General features: G+C 46.5%; 19 protein-coding genes. 17 read left to right on the forward strand and 2 right to left on the reverse strand.

Annotated features, from left to right (window positions below; genetic code table 11):
* Positions 1-7: 7 nt before the first annotated feature.
* The 9 genes from rpsA to G3352_RS13870 all read left to right on the forward strand — a co-directional run bounded on the left by rpsA (position 8) and on the right by G3352_RS13870 (position 7,004).
* Entirely contained in the window at positions 8-1,222 is a 1,215-nt protein-coding gene (gene rpsA, locus G3352_RS13830) for a 30S ribosomal protein S1 (RefSeq protein ID WP_163757307.1), read from the forward strand.
* 184 nt (positions 1,223-1,406) lie between these two features.
* Entirely contained in the window at positions 1,407-2,729 is a 1,323-nt protein-coding gene (gene der / locus G3352_RS13835) for a ribosome biogenesis GTPase Der (RefSeq protein WP_024630683.1), read from the forward strand.
* Between the two features lie 11 nt (positions 2,730-2,740).
* On the forward strand, positions 2,741-3,364 hold the full coding sequence (plsY, locus tag G3352_RS13840; RefSeq protein ID WP_076288925.1) for a glycerol-3-phosphate 1-O-acyltransferase PlsY: 624 nt from the start codon (positions 2,741-2,743) through the stop codon (positions 3,362-3,364).
* Positions 3,357-4,397 carry an NAD(P)H-dependent glycerol-3-phosphate dehydrogenase gene (locus tag G3352_RS13845; protein ID WP_163757309.1) on the forward strand — a complete coding sequence of 347 codons (1,041 nt, stop codon included), beginning with the start codon at positions 3,357-3,359 and terminating at the stop codon, positions 4,395-4,397. Before plsY ends, G3352_RS13845 begins: the two co-directional genes overlap by 8 nt.
* A 99-nt stretch (positions 4,398-4,496) precedes the next feature.
* Positions 4,497-4,772, forward strand: coding sequence for a stage VI sporulation protein F (locus tag G3352_RS13850; RefSeq protein ID WP_024630680.1), 276 nt, complete (start codon positions 4,497-4,499; stop codon positions 4,770-4,772).
* A 171-nt stretch (positions 4,773-4,943) separates the two neighbouring features.
* Entirely contained in the window at positions 4,944-5,123 is a 180-nt protein-coding gene (locus G3352_RS13855) for a DUF2768 family protein (protein ID WP_053780676.1), read from the forward strand.
* A gap of 83 nt (positions 5,124-5,206) precedes the next feature.
* Positions 5,207-5,824, forward strand: a complete 618-nt coding sequence (locus G3352_RS13860) for a hypothetical protein (protein ID WP_163757311.1) — start codon at positions 5,207-5,209, stop codon at positions 5,822-5,824.
* 16 nt (positions 5,825-5,840) lie between these two features.
* Complete coding sequence (locus tag G3352_RS13865) at positions 5,841-6,194, forward strand: 2Fe-2S iron-sulfur cluster-binding protein (protein WP_076288929.1); 354 nt, start codon at positions 5,841-5,843, stop codon at positions 6,192-6,194.
* A 36-nt stretch (positions 6,195-6,230) separates the two neighbouring features.
* The gene (locus G3352_RS13870; protein WP_240343074.1) at positions 6,231-7,004 is read left to right on the forward strand and encodes a DUF3939 domain-containing protein; all 774 of its coding nucleotides are present in this window, start codon (positions 6,231-6,233) and stop codon (positions 7,002-7,004) included.
* Positions 7,005-7,158: 154 nt separating this feature from the next.
* Here G3352_RS13870 and G3352_RS13875 read toward each other — a convergent pair whose 3' ends face one another.
* Complete coding sequence (locus G3352_RS13875; RefSeq protein ID WP_163757313.1) at positions 7,159-7,548, reverse strand: tautomerase family protein; 390 nt, start codon at positions 7,546-7,548, stop codon at positions 7,159-7,161.
* Between the two features lie 456 nt (positions 7,549-8,004).
* On the opposite strand from G3352_RS13875, the gene spoIVA reads away from it, so the two are divergent.
* The 5 genes from spoIVA to G3352_RS13900 all read left to right on the forward strand — a co-directional run bounded on the left by spoIVA (position 8,005) and on the right by G3352_RS13900 (position 13,905).
* Positions 8,005-9,483 (forward strand): stage IV sporulation protein A, encoded by a 1,479-nt coding sequence (gene spoIVA / locus G3352_RS13880; protein WP_076288931.1) that lies wholly within the window; start codon positions 8,005-8,007, stop codon positions 9,481-9,483.
* A 217-nt stretch (positions 9,484-9,700) separates the two neighbouring features.
* Entirely contained in the window at positions 9,701-10,798 is a 1,098-nt protein-coding gene (locus G3352_RS13885; RefSeq protein WP_163757315.1) for a sugar ABC transporter substrate-binding protein, read from the forward strand.
* A 114-nt stretch (positions 10,799-10,912) separates the two neighbouring features.
* The gene (locus tag G3352_RS13890) at positions 10,913-12,430 is read left to right on the forward strand and encodes a sugar ABC transporter ATP-binding protein (protein WP_163757316.1); all 1,518 of its coding nucleotides are present in this window, start codon (positions 10,913-10,915) and stop codon (positions 12,428-12,430) included.
* Positions 12,427-13,413, forward strand: a complete 987-nt coding sequence (locus tag G3352_RS13895) for an ABC transporter permease (protein ID WP_063566763.1) — start codon at positions 12,427-12,429, stop codon at positions 13,411-13,413. The genes G3352_RS13890 and G3352_RS13895 overlap by 4 nt, the downstream gene beginning before the upstream one ends.
* Positions 13,414-13,632: 219 nt before the next feature.
* Complete coding sequence (locus G3352_RS13900; protein ID WP_024630670.1) at positions 13,633-13,905, forward strand: HU family DNA-binding protein; 273 nt, start codon at positions 13,633-13,635, stop codon at positions 13,903-13,905.
* A gap of 66 nt (positions 13,906-13,971) precedes the next feature.
* Here G3352_RS13900 and G3352_RS13905 read toward each other — a convergent pair whose 3' ends face one another.
* Positions 13,972-14,133 carry a hypothetical protein gene (locus G3352_RS13905; protein WP_163757318.1) on the reverse strand — a complete coding sequence of 54 codons (162 nt, stop codon included), beginning with the start codon at positions 14,131-14,133 and terminating at the stop codon, positions 13,972-13,974.
* 147 nt (positions 14,134-14,280) lie between these two features.
* Between G3352_RS13905 and mtrB the strand changes: the two genes are divergently transcribed.
* The 3 genes from mtrB to G3352_RS13920 all read left to right on the forward strand — a co-directional run bounded on the left by mtrB (position 14,281) and on the right by G3352_RS13920 (position 16,117).
* A complete protein-coding gene (mtrB, locus tag G3352_RS13910; RefSeq protein WP_024630669.1) occupies positions 14,281-14,502 on the forward strand; it encodes a trp RNA-binding attenuation protein MtrB in 222 nt (73 codons plus the stop codon).
* Between the two features lie 98 nt (positions 14,503-14,600).
* Positions 14,601-15,152, forward strand: a complete 552-nt coding sequence (locus tag G3352_RS13915; RefSeq protein WP_163757320.1) for a hypothetical protein — start codon at positions 14,601-14,603, stop codon at positions 15,150-15,152.
* 101 nt (positions 15,153-15,253) lie between these two features.
* Positions 15,254-16,117 carry a heptaprenyl diphosphate synthase component 1 gene (locus tag G3352_RS13920; protein WP_163757321.1) on the forward strand — a complete coding sequence of 288 codons (864 nt, stop codon included), beginning with the start codon at positions 15,254-15,256 and terminating at the stop codon, positions 16,115-16,117.
* The last annotated feature ends 12 nt before the right edge of the window (positions 16,118-16,129 follow it).

Consider the following 16,129-nt stretch of genomic DNA (forward strand, 5'->3'; position numbering starts at 1 on the left):
ATTTGACATGTCGGAAGAAATGAAAAATCAAGAAGCAACCCAAGATGAGTTGGATCAATTCGTTTCCTTGAAAAAAGGAGATACCGTAAAAGGAACCATCGTCAAATTGGAAGATAACCAAGCCTATGTGAGCATTGGATATAAATATGACGGTGTAATTCCAATTCGTGAACTGTCTTCTCTACACGTAGACAGCGCGTCTGATGCAGTTGAAGTTGGACAAGAAGTTGAAGCTAAAGTACTTAGCATCGACGACGAGAAAGAAAAACTCGTTCTGTCCAAACGTGCAATCGACAGCGAAAACGCTTGGGATCAATTGCAAAAGCATTTTGAAGACCAAGACGTATTCGAAGTTGTTGTAGCTGACGTTGTTAAAGGCGGTCTGGTAGCAGACGTGGGCGTACGCGGATTTATCCCGGCTTCCATGGTAGAGCGCCATTTCGTTGAAGATTTCAGCGATTACAAAGGACGCACATTGCGTGTTAAAGTGAAAGAGATCGACCGTGAGAATAACAAAGTGATCCTTTCCCAAAAAGACGTACTTGAGCAAGAATTCGAAGCAAACAAAGCTACGGTTATGGCTGGTTTGCAAGAAGGTCAAGTTATCGAAGGTACGGTACAACGTTTGACTCAATTCGGTGCTTTCGTTGATGTTGGCGGAGTAGACGGATTGGTTCACGTATCCGAGCTGGCTTGGACACACGTTGACAAACCATCGGACGTTCTGTCTGAAGGCGATAAAGTAAACGTAAAAGTGCTGAAAGTTGATCCTGAAAAAGGTAAAATCAGCCTGAGCATGAAAGCTGTTCAACCAGGTCCTTGGGAAACAGCTGGCGACAAATTCAACTCTAGCGATATCGTAACAGGTGTTGTAAAACGTCTGGTTGACTTCGGTGCTTTTGTTGAAATCGCTCCTGGTGTTGAGGGACTTGTGCATATCTCGCAAATCTCCCACAAACATATTGGCACTCCGCACGAAGTGTTGAAAGAAGGACAAGAAGTTCAAGTTAAAATCTTGGACATGAATCCTTCTGAGCAACGTGTAAGCCTGAGCATCAAGGAAACTGAAGAAGCTCCTGCTCAAGTGCAAAAATCAGAAAGACCTGCAAGAAACAATGCTCCACGTGAAGAAATCAACAACCCGAACGTTTCCTTGAGCAATCAAGGTCTGAGCATCACGCTCGGCGAGCGCTTCGGTGACAAACTCAGCAAATTCAAATAAGTTATACATGCATGGTTCTTAGTTATATACTGCATATTTTGCTGAACAATAAAAGCAAGATCGGCGAGCCCCAGCGGGTTCGCCGATTGTTTTTATTGCGAGTATAACGGCATGAAACGTTAGCCAAGACAGGCGTTTTTTGCTATGATGATTATCGTAAGTATGGACAGGAGGAGTGGAATGTATGGCAAGACCCGTTGTGGCAATTGTCGGGCGACCGAATGTGGGCAAATCCACCATTTTTAATCGGATCATCGGCGACAGATTGGCCATTGTGGAAGACAAGCCGGGCATTACCCGTGACCGTATCTACGGAATCGGCGAATGGAACGGTAAACCATTTAGCATTATCGATACAGGTGGTATCGAAATCGACGGCGAGGACGTCATTTTAAAATCAATCCGGATGCAGGCAGAGCTCGCCATTGAAGAAGCGGATGTTATTGTATTCATGTGTGATGCAAAAGCAGGGATTACGCAATCTGATGAAGAAGTCGCAGAGATGTTGTACCGCTCAGGTAAGCCTATCGTTGTAGCCGTTAACAAAGTGGATAATATCGGGCGCAGTGAGCTCATTTATGAGTTTTATGGATTTGGATTTGGTGATCCAATCGGAGTATCGGGAAGTCATGGAACAGGTGTAGGTGATTTGCTCGATGCCATCGTTGAGAAATTGCCTGAACTTGAGGAAGAGACTTACGATGACGATGTCATTCGTGTAGCTCTGATCGGACGTCCTAACGTGGGTAAATCTTCATTGGTGAATGCCATTTTGGGCGAAGAACGTGTTATCGTCAGTGATGTTGCTGGTACGACGCGGGATGCGATCGATACACCGTTTGAAAAAGACGGTCAGCGCTATGTGCTGATTGATACAGCAGGTATGCGTAAACGTGGTAAAGTCTATGAAACCACGGAGAAATACAGCGTGATGCGTGCGATGCGTGCCATTGAGCGTGCAGATGTTGTTCTGATTGTAATTAATGGTGAAGAAGGCATTATCGAGCAGGACAAGCATATTGCAGGTTATGCATTTGAAGCAGGCAAAGCCTCCATGTTTGTTGTGAACAAATGGGACGTTGTAGAGAAGTCTGATAAAACAATGAATGAGTTTGAGAAAAAAATTCGGGATCATTTCCTGTTTATGACTTACGCTCCGGTTGTATTTTTGTCAGCCAAGACAAAACAACGCTTACAAAAATTGTTGCCTGTGGTGCAGCGTGTGGCCCAGCAACACTCGATGCGTGTTCAGACGCATCTGCTTAACGATGTAGTGTCTGATGCAGTGGCTATTAATCCGCCACCAACAGATAAAGGACGCAGAATGAGAATCAACTATGTGACTCAGGTTGCAGTTAAACCTCCGACCATGGTTATTTTTGTGAACGATCCGGAATTGATGCACTTTTCTTATGAACGTTACCTGGAGAATAAAATTCGTGCAGCGTTTGATTTTGAAGGGACGCCAATTCGCATATTTACTCGGAGGAAGTCCGACGAAGGTTAGGGGAGAAGTTTGTGATTTTACAAATCGCAGCGATTGTACTGAGCTATCTGCTCGGTTCAATCAGCTTTAGTGTCCTCCTTGCAAAAGCACTACGGGGGATCGATATCCGTCAACACGGAAGCGGAAATGCAGGGGCTACCAATACTTTGCGGATATTGGGTAAAGGACCGGCAATTCTGGTACTGCTGTTGGATGTACTCAAAGGTATTGCGGCCGTTTGGATTGGGGTTTGGTTCAGCAATGGTTCCGATTGGATTCCTGCCCTCAGTGGTATAGCTGCCATTGCAGGACATAACTGGCCGCTGTACTTCCGTTTTCGTGGAGGAAAAGGGATTGCGACAGCGATCGGTGTGCTCGTAACTCTTGCACTTATTCCTGCGCTATGCGCCGGTGTATTTGCCATCCTGTCCATCGTATTGACACGATATGTTTCATTGGGTTCCCTTATTTTTGTAGCTTTGACACCGCTCTTCATCCTTGTGTTACCCGGATATTCGATGAGTATCTTCTGGGGAAGTCTGATTATTTGTCTGTTTGCGTTCTGGAGACATCGTACCAATATTGCGAAGCTCGCCAAAGGACAGGAAAATAAATTGGGATCGAAAAACCCTGGAGGGGGAAAACGCGTTGTCTAAAAAAGTTGCTGTTCTGGTTGCCGGCAGTTGGGGTACTGCACTTGCCAGTGTACTGGCTGCCAATCAACTGGATGTGATCATGTGGACACGTGGTGAAGACCAGGCCGCAGAGATCAATAATAAACATACAAACCAACGCTTCCTTCCCGATGCGGAGCTGTCACCCCGTATTCAGGCAACCACGGATATGGCGACGGCAGTTGAAGGGGCTTCTGCTGTGTTAATTGTTGCTCCTTCATCGGCGATGCGTTCGGTCGCTCATCAGCTTAAGGCCTATTACAAACCGGAAATGTTAGTCATTCATGCAACCAAGGGATTTGAGACAGAAAGTCTGAAACGTATGTCCACGGTCATTTCGGAAGAACTCGAATGTGAAGAAGGTCGTGTCGTTGTACTTTCTGGTCCAAGCCATGCGGAAGAAGTGGTTAAGCGTTGCCCAACGACGGTTGTTGTGGCATCACTGGATAAAGCTTCTGCGGAGGCAGCTCAAGGTTTATTTATGAATGCTTATTTCCGTGTGTACACGAATCGAGATATGATCGGTGTAGAACTGGCGGGAGCGTTCAAAAATATTATCGCACTGGGAGCAGGTATGTCAGACGGGCTTAACTTTGGTGACAATGCCAAAGCAGCGTTGTTAACACGCGGGCTGGCCGAGATCACACGCATCGGTGTGGAGATGGGAGCGAATCCGCTCACGTTCTCTGGACTCGCAGGGATCGGCGATTTGGTCGTGACTGCGACCAGTCAGCACAGCCGTAATTGGAGAGCTGGCTCCTTGCTGGGCAAAGGACAGAAGCTGGACGATGTTTTGAATTCCATGGGCATGGTTGTGGAAGGTATTCGGACCACACAGGCCGCCCACTTTATTTCTCAGAAATACGGTGTGCAAATGCCGATTGCAGATCAGCTTTATCACGTTCTTTTTCAAGAGAGACTGCCGCGGGATGCGGTTGAAGCTTTGATGGGACGTGATCCCAAGACCGAAATGGAAGTCATGACGCTTGAAACCTGGGAGCAGTGGCATTCCTGATGGTAGCGTAGGCAGCTTTCCCGAAATGAGAAGCTTCTTCACCTTTTTTGCGGTGCACTCATATTATACACATGAGTATTGCCGGAGGAGGGGAGACGAATGGCTAACAACATTTCCAAGGAAGCGCTGAAAGCGATCAACAAAAAAACAGGGAAATCGATTACGGAAGGTGCCGTCAAGAAATTGGCGAGTACAGTAAAACCGTCCACCATGCAGAATGAAGCTCAATTGCGCCAACTGATCAAGCAAGTATCCGCCATGGCAAAAGTGCCGGTATCTGAGGATACAGTTCAGGATATCGTGAGTGCCGTCAAAAAAAGCGGATTAAACCCAAACAGTATGGAATCATTAATGAAAATGATGATGAAAAAATAATAGATCGCGCCTGTGTGCAGGCGATCAGGCAAGACAAAAAGACGAGTCGGCATCTGCCGGCTTGCTTTTTGTCTTTTTTTTTGGAAAGCTGAGCAATGTTTCGTGTTATAATAGTTGCAATTGTCACAGTGTCAGTGATGAATAACGGACTGAAGGGGAGAACTCTGGATTATGAACGCGATGGACAAGATGTGGCTTTCATTGGTCGCAATCCTTATTATGGGACTATCTGTATTCCTGATTACGTTTGCTCGATCCAAAACGAAAGGTATTGTACGGGGGATTCTTTCTTTAATTGCTTTTCTCATTATGCTGATTGGCTTTTTCGGCGGAATAGCTTCTCTGACCTGATCTTTCTCGCCTGAGAGATAACATCCGCATAAACACATCATAAGAACTGACACAACGAAAACGGATGAAGGGAAGGTGAGCCGATGAGGTCGCATGAAACGGAGGATCGGATAGAGCGCTATCCGGAATTACAAGCGGCTTTGCTGGAAACGGCGAAAGCTTGGGATGCAGAGCCTTATACGTGGCTGCTTGGGGGAAGCTGTGGGTTGTTGCTCCAACAGGTAGAATTACAGCAGGCTCCCAGAGATATTGATGTTTACGCTGATATCACAGCCGCGAAGTTGCTTCATAAATCTGCGCCTGGTATGGTGCTGGACGAGCCTGTCGTAGATAAGACTGGACCTTATGCCTCGCTGCTCAGTCATTATCAGGTAGGGACTTGTGCGTTGGAACTGGTTGGTGGTTTCGAAGTGTGGTCACGTAAAAGTTGGTACCGCATTGAAATTGAGCATATATTGGCCAAGTATGCACCTGAAGCCAAAATGGGTTCTTACACATTGCGTCTAATGCCGCTTGCTCATGAGCTGTTGTTCAATCTAATGAGAGGCCGTGCCGATCGTTATGAACCCATCGCAAGACAGATTCGGCAGATGCCCGAATCACATCAACCTCTAATGACTTTATTGGGGAAGCAAAATATATGGACAAGCCGATTCAGAGCAGAAGTGGAAGAGCTTGTTGGCTTCGAATGGCCTCAGTAGGTTGGGAGGAAGAATGATGGATTACAATATTACATTTTTACCGCAAAATAAAACGATTCGGCTAAAGCCGGGAGTAACACTGCTAAATGCTGCACGTCGTGCAGGGGTGAAAATAGCAACGCGATGCGATGGAAAGGCAGCCTGCCTGATGTGTAAGGTAAAAGTGGATTCGGAACATCTTGCAGCGCTTCATCCACCAACAGATGCAGAGAAGCGTAAGCTAGGTTCGCTGCTGGATGCAGGTACTCGGTTGTCATGTCAGGCAAAGGTGCGGGGATCGGTGATGGTTCATGTTCCGGAGGACCCGCTGAAGGCAGCGATTCGTAAACAATTGGAGCGTCAGCAGCAGGAAGAGGACGATTGGTTCTAAGAATACCTGAGTGGAACGATTTCAAGGAGGATACGGATGAACGAGAATATGACGAAGGTCGCGAAACCAAGAGGGCAGAGGCGTCACTTGCATAAGATGTCCTGTCTACTCTTATTCCTATTGTTTGCTTTTACAGCAACGGGGTGTATGTATCAATCCCAGAGTAATCCTGATCCCAAAATAGCTTATAGGGAAAGCGTAAGCCGTATTCAAACTGCGGTAGAAGCATTCCAACAGGATAAGGGGGTTTTGCCCATGGTCAATGCAGATATGGAAACACCTAAATATGAAAAATTCAGAGTCGATCTGTCCAAGCTGAAACAGCAGGGGTATCTGGATGAAATACCCGGCACTGCTTTTGAAAGCGGTGGTAGCGCTTACTTCCTCATTCAGGATGAAGAAGTGAAACCAACTGTCAAAGTCATGGATCTTCAAACGGTACAGAAAGTAAATGATGTTCAGCGAATGGTCAACCAGTACAAGTCCGTACATAACAATCAACTGCCAAGTGGGGAAGAATTGTATCCGGGTCTATACGCTGTAGATATGGAACAAGCCGCACAGGCTGGAGCCCCAGCGGTTACACTGAATAGTGTATATTCGGGTCAGGAACTGCCTTTCATGATGGATGACGAGGGCAATGTCTATGTGGATTATGCTTTTGACATTATGCAGGCTATAGAGAAGTCAGATAATACTCCAACAAAAGTGGAAGATATGCGTGAATTCTTGCTGGAGCATTCTTACTTTGTCCCTGTAAAATCGGTCGCCTATACCTGGCAGAATAATACCCCGGTTGCAAAAAAGTAATAATGAGCGTTAATTCGATTTGAATGTTACGCAATCCATTGATTGTCCTTAAGATTAAAAAAGAGATATTCCGCATCACGGGATATCTCTTTTTTAATATGGTAGTCTATAGTTCAACTCATATGGCCCATAAACTATATTCAGATTACTTTGTTCAGACCTCCACTTTATAACTCAAGTCAAGTTCATCGCCGGGTAATCCCCGAATACCCCAATGACTGCGCGGTGTTTCAAATATGGTGATCTCCACATCATTAGGTGATAATTTCAATTGTTCATTCATTCGTGTGAATAATTGCTGAATGAGTTCTTTCTTGACTTGATCTGTGCGGCCTTCGAACATGCTGATTTCAATAATGGTATACGCTGCTGAACGATCAGGGGGAAAAAGAAAATCATCCGTGTCCATGGGAAAGTAACGTTGAAACTTCTTGTTCTCCGGTAATCCCACAACATCCACCATAACGGAGTGTATAACTTGTGAAAGCTGCGCTTTCAATGGGTTCAGGTGCTCACCTAGTCCATATACTTTGATCTGTGCCATGCTCATCTCACCTTTCTCAGCTCATTATCTCTGCTCTTCTCTGCTAAAAAATGCCTTACCCTCACAGTATACCTTCTGCACGGCTGGAACGGTACCACGAAAACCAAATCAACGAACCGGCATAAAAGCTTCGGCACGCTCATAAAGTAGATTGAAATAAAGACGCGCAGTCCGAGAGCGGGGCGATTCTCTTAAGGCAGATACCTTGAGAAAAAAACAAAAAATACGCGTCATAATGCTGCATACGGATACATAAGATGATACTAGTCCAATTGCATGTACGAGTTAACGCCGCTTTCGCCGGTTTCATCAGAATGCAACGTTCGGCGGCGGACGACTTCCGGGCACTCACAAAGGCGGCTCTACCGTTGCAGGGATTTCAGTCTTCTGATTGAAAAAACGAAGCGGATGCTCTTTAGCATTTTTCCTTCGGAGTAATTTAGGGAGGGGATTTCATTGGAGAAAGTGGACATTTTTAAGGACATTGCTGAGCGGACCGGAGGGGATATCTATCTCGGGGTTGTCGGCGCAGTCCGGACAGGTAAATCAACATTTATCAAACGTTTCATGGAAACGATTGTACTGCCAAACATCACAAACGAGGCAGACCGCGGGAGGGCAGTTGATGAACTGCCACAGAGCGCAGCTGGCAAAACAATCATGACTACGGAGCCAAAATTCGTACCGAATAACGCGGTTCAAATCAAGGTCGCCGAGGGACTTGATGTCAATGTGCGCCTTGTGGATTGTGTAGGTTACGCAGTGGAAGGAGCCAAGGGATACGAGGATGAGAATGGACCACGCATGATCTCCACACCTTGGTTCGAAGAACCGATTCCTTTCCAGGAAGCTGCCGAAATTGGTACACGCAAAGTCATTCAAGAGCATTCCACATTGGGTGTGGTGGTCACAACAGATGGCACGATCGCTGAGATTGCCCGGAGTTCCTATGTAGAATCAGAGGAACGCGTTATAGCCGAACTGAAGGAAGTAGGCAAACCGTTTGTACTGGTGATCAACTCGACTCGCCCTCGCAGTGAAGAAGCGCTGCAGTTGCGCAGTGAGCTTGCTGCCAAGTATGACATTCCGGTTATGACACTCAGTGCAGCTACAATGACCGAAGATGATGTGACAGGTGTACTTCGCGAAGTGCTGTATGAGTTCCCTGTACATGAAGTGAATGTGAATTTGCCGAGCTGGGTGATGGTGCTGAATGAAAATCACTGGTTGCGCAGTAACTATGAAAATTCCGTTCGCGACACGGTTAAGGATATCCGCAGATTGCGTGACGTGGATCGGGTAGTTGCTCAGTTCATGGAATACGAATTCATCGACCGAGCCGGTCTGAGTGGCATGAACATGGGGCAAGGTGTGGCAGAAATCGATCTGTATGCACCGGATGAATTATATGATCAGATCCTCGTGGAAGTAGTTGGTATTGAGATTCGAGGCAAGGATCATCTTCTGCAATTAATGCAGGAATTCTCCCATGCGAAGAGGGAGTATGATCGCTTCGCTGAGGCGCTGGAGATGGTCAAAACGACTGGCTACGGCATCGCGGCTCCATCCCTCGCCGAAATGGCACTGGATGAACCAGAACTCATCCGGCAGGGCACCAAATTCGGCGTCCGCCTGAAAGCAACCGCACCATCCATTCACATGATCCGGGTCGATGTGGAATCGGAGTTTGCACCGATTATCGGAACGGAAAAACAAAGTGAGGAACTGGTGAGGTACTTGATGCAGGACTTCGAGAACGATCCAATCAAGGTATGGGATTCAGATATGTTCGGTCGTTCGCTGCATTCCATCGTGAGAGAAGGCATTCAGGGTAAAATTGCGATGATGCCAGATAACGCACGATACAAATTGCAAGAGACACTAGGACGTATCATTAACGAAGGTTCAGGTGGATTAATCGCCATAATTTTGTAAGTCCAAAAGGCCGTAGGGGTACCCCTCGCGGTCTTTTTCTTGTTTTATTTTCATGATTCTGGATGAACTGGATAAGATACTTTAGTTTCGGATAAAAACTTAGCGAGTTTTAGCTTTAAATTACTAAAACACATTTACATACTAGGGATTAGCCGTTATATTAATATTCAACTATTGTGATCGAGATCACAGAGAGTGTGAACAGGGGGAGAAAGAGATGAGAGGGAAAAACACAAAATGGGTATGGTTGAGTGTGCTGCTTGTATTTACATTGGCGCTGTCCGCTTGCGGAATTAAAAAAGAACCTGCTTCAACTACAGCTTCCGGCGCAGCAGAGGACAAGCCTCAAACCGAAGCAGTAACAGGCCCACTCAGTGGAAAACGAATTGCACTGATTATGGAATTTAACACAGGTACGTTCTCACAGCAATATGTGCAAGGGGTTAAAGAAGAAATCGAAAAATTCGGAGGACAACTGACTACGTTTGTCGCCGATAATGATAAAGCCAAAATGGTATCGTTGCTCGATAGCGCAATTAACCAGAAATTTGATGCCATTCTAACGGATCACGGGGATTCCTTGCTGACGCCGGGCGTGAAAAAGGCAGTAAAACAAAACATTCCGGTTGTTGTGTTCGATGCAGACATTAGTGTTCCGGGAGCAACAGTGTTGTCCCAGGATGATCAAAAGATGGCTGAACTTACGCTGGAGCAAATGAAAAAAGATATTAACGGACAAGGCAATATCGTAAAAGTATGGGTTGCCGGCTTTGCACCAATGGAACGTCGTCAGGTTGCTTATGGCAAGTTCCTGAAAGAGAACCCGGACATTAAGGAGATTGCCACGTTTGGCTCGGCTCAGAACCCGGCGCTGGATACACAAGCCAAAATGGAAGCGATTCTGAAACAATATCCAAAAGGTGAAATCACAGCGGTATGGACAGCATGGGATGAGTTCGCTAAAGGTGCAGCACGTGCCATTCAGCAAGCAGGACGTGACGAGATCAAGGTATATGGTATTGATATGAGTGATGAAGATTTGCAGATGATCCAGGATCCGAAAAACCCTTGGGTAGCTTCCGCAGCGGTTGATCCAACAGACATTGGACGTGTTCAGGTTCGTTATGCGTACCAGAAGCTGAATGGGGATGAGACAGAGGATCAAGTGGTTCTCAACCCGGTTTATGTACAGCGCGATGCGCTGCCTGACAAACAAATCTCCACTTCAGAGCTGTCTGAGTATGTTGAGGGCTGGGGAGGTAGTACACAGGGAATCAAGGATTGGATGTCGGAATACGGAGTTACTGCTAAATAAAACAGCGTAACGGAGGCGCGCCGCAAGGCGCGCTTTTTCCAACCATGATGTAAATATAACTAACTACATGAGAATAGTGATACTCCCGGAGGGGAGCGATTGGAGGTTGGCGTCATGAGTACTGCACCGATTCTGCTTCAAATGGAACATATCCACAAGCAGTTTGCAGGCATTCCTGCACTGAAAGACGTGGAGTTCTCCGTGAAAGGCGGGGAAATTCATGCGCTGCTTGGTGCGAATGGTGCCGGCAAGAGCACATTGATGAAAATTCTATCTGGTGCCTATCAACTGGATCAGGGCACCATTCAATTAAGTGGGCAAACGCTTCATCTGAATTCACCAGGCGATGCCAAAGCGAGTGGAATTCACTGTGTGTACCAGGAGGTGGATGCTGCGCTGGTTCCCCAATTGACAGCTGCCGAGAACATTATGCTGGATCAATTGGCGTCGCCGAGTGGAGGTTGGTGGAAAAGCCCGCGGAAACTGCAACAGCGTGCGGCTGAAGCTTTGCAGCAATTAGGAGCGGCTATATCCGTTCACAAAAAAGTAGCCGACCTGACACTCGCGGAGAAGCAGATGATTCTGCTCGCACGTATCCTGATTCAGGATGCCAAGGTCATTATTTTTGATGAACCAACTGCACCGCTGAGCCAGGAAGAAACGGATGCTTTTTTTCGAATCGTTCATTTATTGAAAGAACGCGGAGTGGCATGTATTTTTATTACGCACCGTCTTCCTGAAGTTACAAGTCACTGTGACCGCGTTACCGTTATGAGAGATGGACAACATGTGTTCACGGGTGAGGCAAAAGAGCTTACGATTAATGATCTGGTGACGCAGATGCTCGGAAAACCGTTTGAGGAAGAGTTCCCCAAGACAGAAGCACCGGTAGGTGAAGTGCTGCTGGAAGCAAGAGGACTTCGGCGTGGAGTCCGGGTCAAGGGCGTGGACCTGTCTGTTCGTCGAGGCGAAGTGCTTGCTGTGGTAGGGCTTGTAGGTGCGGGGAAAACGGAATGTTCCCGCTTGTTGATTGGTGCAGATCGGCTGGAGAGTGGAGAGATTCGGCTTAACAATCGTGAACTTCGTCTTTCCCAACCAGCTGATGCTGCGGCTCAGGGCATTGTCTCCGTGCCTGAGGAACGGCGGAAACAGGGGATTTTAATTGAGGAAAACGTAGAACGGAATTTGAGCCTGCCTTTGCTTGCACGTCTTAGTAGATTAGGTTTTGTAAGTCGAAAGCGAGAGCGTGAGAATGCGGAATCTTTGGTGCAGCAGCTCGGTATCAAAACATCGTCAGTGCGGCAGGAAGTGAAGTATTTAAGCGGTGGCAATCAGCAAAAGGTGGCCATTGGCAAATGGCTGAATGCGGACGCAGACGTCTTTATCTTTGATGAGCCGACAAAAGGTGTGGATATCGGCGCCAAAAGTGACATCTTTCGCATCATTAACGAACTGGCTTTGGCGGGTAAAGCTGTTATCTATTTCACGTGTGAACTGGATGAAGGATTGGGCATTGGTGATCGAATTGCAGTCATGTGTGAAGGAACTATCGTAAAGGAATTCAAACGGGGCGAGACTAACCAAGAACAGCTGCTATACTATGCAAGCGGTGGACAAGAGGTGGGAGCATGAAGGATAAATCATTGGATTTTGCGTTCCGTTATGGCGCAATTATCGTTATTATTGGTGTTATAGCATTTTTCGGTATTAAATTGCCTTATTTCTTCACATATAGTAACTTGACCGATATTTTGGGTTCAATCTCTATCGTGACATTTGTGGCGATTGGTGTTACCTTATCTCTCATTGTTGATGGATTTGACCTCTCGGTGGGGGCTACCGTCTCGTTAACTACTGTCGTTACTGCTTCATTGATGATTTGGTATCAGCAGCCGCTGGCAGTTGTCATTATCGTCCCACTAATTATTGGGGCTGTGATTGGTTGGCTTAATTCCTTGCTCATTGTGAAACTGCGTATCCCGGATCTACTCGCTACACTTGCCACGATGTACATTATCGGTGGAATTCATAAAACGTATGCTCAAGGATACACGATCTATAACCATATGCAGTTTCCTGACGGAAGCAAGGCTGCCGGAGAGATGGACCCCACATTTCTGCAGCTTGGGCAGGGAAAATGGCTGGGAATGCCGATTTCGGTCATCCTGCTGCTCATTGCGGTTATCGGTGTGCATATCTTTTTGACCTATACGAAGTATGGGCGCCAGATGTACGTTACGGGGGGCAATGAAGAAGCGGCACGCCTATCCGGTATCAAGGTGAAAAAGGTGCGTACACTCGCTTATGTAGCTGCTGGAGTGTTTGCTGCAATCGGCGGTATTATCTATGCATCCAAAGTAGGTTCAGGGCAAATAGATGCGGGTTCTCCGTTGTTAATGGAATCCGTGGCTGCTGTGTTTGTCGGATTTTCCGTATTTGGTGCAGGTAAACCAAACGTGATCGGAACATTCATCGGTTCGGTTCTGATTGGTGTTCTGGTGAACGGTTTGACAATGATGAATGTTCAATATTTCACGCATGATATTGTAAAAGGTGGGGTGCTCGTGCTTGCCCTGGCGGTTACATTTTACGTGTTAAACCGCAACCGCACTTGAAATTGTGTGCTGTCTGTATTAGTATAAAATTTGTTCGGCGTCTGAAACAACCTTTGTTTCAGGCGACATTCTGCCAGAAATGACTGTTGACCGCAGGCCGAGATTTCTGTTCATCACGCTCAAGATGTACGTAGATTTTTGTGTATGAACGTATATTTCGCTATAAAACGGAAACACAGTATAACATTCAGGACATTGATTCAGGAGGTGAAAAAACAAATGAACAAATCAGACTTGATTACACACGTGTCCGAAGCTACTGAATTGTCCAAAAAGGATGTAACGAAAGCGGTTGATGCCGTATTCGAAGCAATCTCTGAGGCTCTTCAAAGCGGAGACAAAGTACAATTGGTTGGTTTTGGGAACTTCGAAGTTCGCGAGCGCTCTGCACGTAAAGGACGCAACCCGCAAACAGGTGAAGAAATCGAAATTCCTGCGAGCAAAATTCCTGCATTCAAACCAGGTAAAGCGCTCAAAGACGGAATTAAATAAGATTTCTACATATTCCATATGTCGACAAAAAGACCGTGACTTGTTCACGGCCTTTTCTTTTGTCCTTTAATCATTTTTCTTCCTGCCATCTTGCAATTCCGGATCATCCGGTTGCTGTGCATAGGCAATCAGAATAAGCTCTTCTCCAGCTGCTGCGGACAGATGCTGTTCGGTTTCTTTTAACTTGTGAACATGCTCGTCTGTCAGTGCTGCGGGAATGTACTTCATATAGACTCTCCTTTCTGTGGCTGGATCACTTGTAGTATGACCTGGGAGTAAAAGATTATTGCGCTCCATTCACATAAGGGCTGGTTGACAAATGAAACAATCTTTATCATCATTAACGCTATTGAACTAGGAGAGGGGATGTGCGTGATGGATCATCCAACCGGCAGTGATTATATCGTAATTAAGGCGGAGGAGAACGGTGTTCAGGTGATCGGCTTAACCCGAGGTCAGGATACCCGCTTCCACCATACGGAGAAGCTGGATAAGGGGGAAGTCATGTTTGCCCAGTTTACCAATCATACTTCCGCCATTAAAATCCGTGGAAAAGCCACGCTGATTACGAAGCATGGACAGATTCAGTCGGAATAATGAAAATTGCAGGCATAGCCTGCTTTTTTTCATTGTACAATGAGGTATGAGCCTTTACCGGACAGACTACACTAACGGGTAAGGGCAGGGAGGCATTTATGAAACCGCGGATGATCGTGACTGCTTCAATGCTGGCAACGGTTGCGGCGGTCCTTCTACTTGTTGCCATACAAACCTTACATATGCGTACCTGGGGTGGTGAAAACGTACAGCCCGTTTCGGCGACACAGCATCCCGTCCAGTTAACGGAAGACAATTTGGTGGACGTACTGAGCACTATGAAATTATCGACACCCATTGCCAGGGTGGAGTGGAAACAATCCATTTTGACACTTGATCTAAAGGTTACCGGAACCAGCACAAGTTACACCGAAATCTATGGAAATATGGCCGCTGTGGCAGATCTGGGCTTTCGAAGTCTCGATAACGTGGAACAGGTGATGCTGCGTGTTATGGCAGAGGATGAATGGCTTCACAAAAGACATTTATTGCTCGCTGCCGATTTTCGGCGTGGGGAATGGCCGATGTATGCAATCGAAACGCTTCGAGACTGGAACAGTCCGATCCTCTCGGACGAACTAAAGGACTGGTTTCACTTGATGGAGACCGAACTTTGGAAGAAGCAATTCGAAATGTCAAGTCAGGGGTAATAGAATAGCATGATTCAGTGCGTGCCCGATAAACATATGCTATAATATATAAGATTGTAGTGCAGAAATGGTTTAACAATGTAAAGGCTCGGAGGCTGAGAATGAATTCATATCGCGTACCCCAACTAGCAAAGAAATATACGGATTACGACATGATTCGACAACATACGGAAATCCCATCATTTCCGGATAGCCGGGCTCGTCTGCTGCAGGTATTTGTGGGCCGCACAGACGAAAAGGTTCATGATGAGCTATATGCTCTCGCAACCTCGCTCGTTCAGTTGGCCATGGATACGCATGATCGAATCGATACGATATCTGGAGAGCGTAGAGAACTGGAAATGCGCTCACGCCAGCTGAACGTGCTTGCCGGAGATTATTTCAGTAGTCGTTTCTATCAGTTACTTGCCCATGCAGGTAAAATTGAAATGATCGGTAAACTTAGTGGTGCTGTATCCGAAGTGAATGCACGCAAGATGACGCTGTATGAACGGATGAAAAAGCTTCTCGTTTCGGCTGAAGAATACTTGCGTGAAACAGTACAGCTGAGGATGCAGCTGTTTCTTTCTTTTACAGGCATGATCCGCGATAACGAAGCATCGCTATGGAACGACCTGTTGGCCGAATTCAGCTATTGCGAGGCAATTATGGAAGAGCTGCGTCGGATGAATGACGAACAGAGTTTTTATCACAGTTATGCTTTCTGGCATATTTACGAGTACGGTAATGACGATGAGCGGAAAATGCTGCGTCAGCCTGAGCCGGATACAAGAGCATGGAGCGGTATGGTGCTGAAGTATCGGATCGGCGAGTTTTTGCTGGACAAGCTTCGTGAGTGTACACACCGTATACAACTGTTGCTGCAAGACGAGGGAGATCAACTAGGCCTGCATGAGATCAATGCAATCCTGGAGCCTTACCTGACGTATTTGCAGCCTTCACATGCGGCAGTTAGGGAAGATTGAGGGGGAGACAGA

Source organism: Paenibacillus sp. ALJ109b (assembly GCF_010747435.1).
Taxonomy (GTDB): domain Bacteria; phylum Bacillota; class Bacilli; order Paenibacillales; family Paenibacillaceae; genus Paenibacillus; species Paenibacillus taichungensis.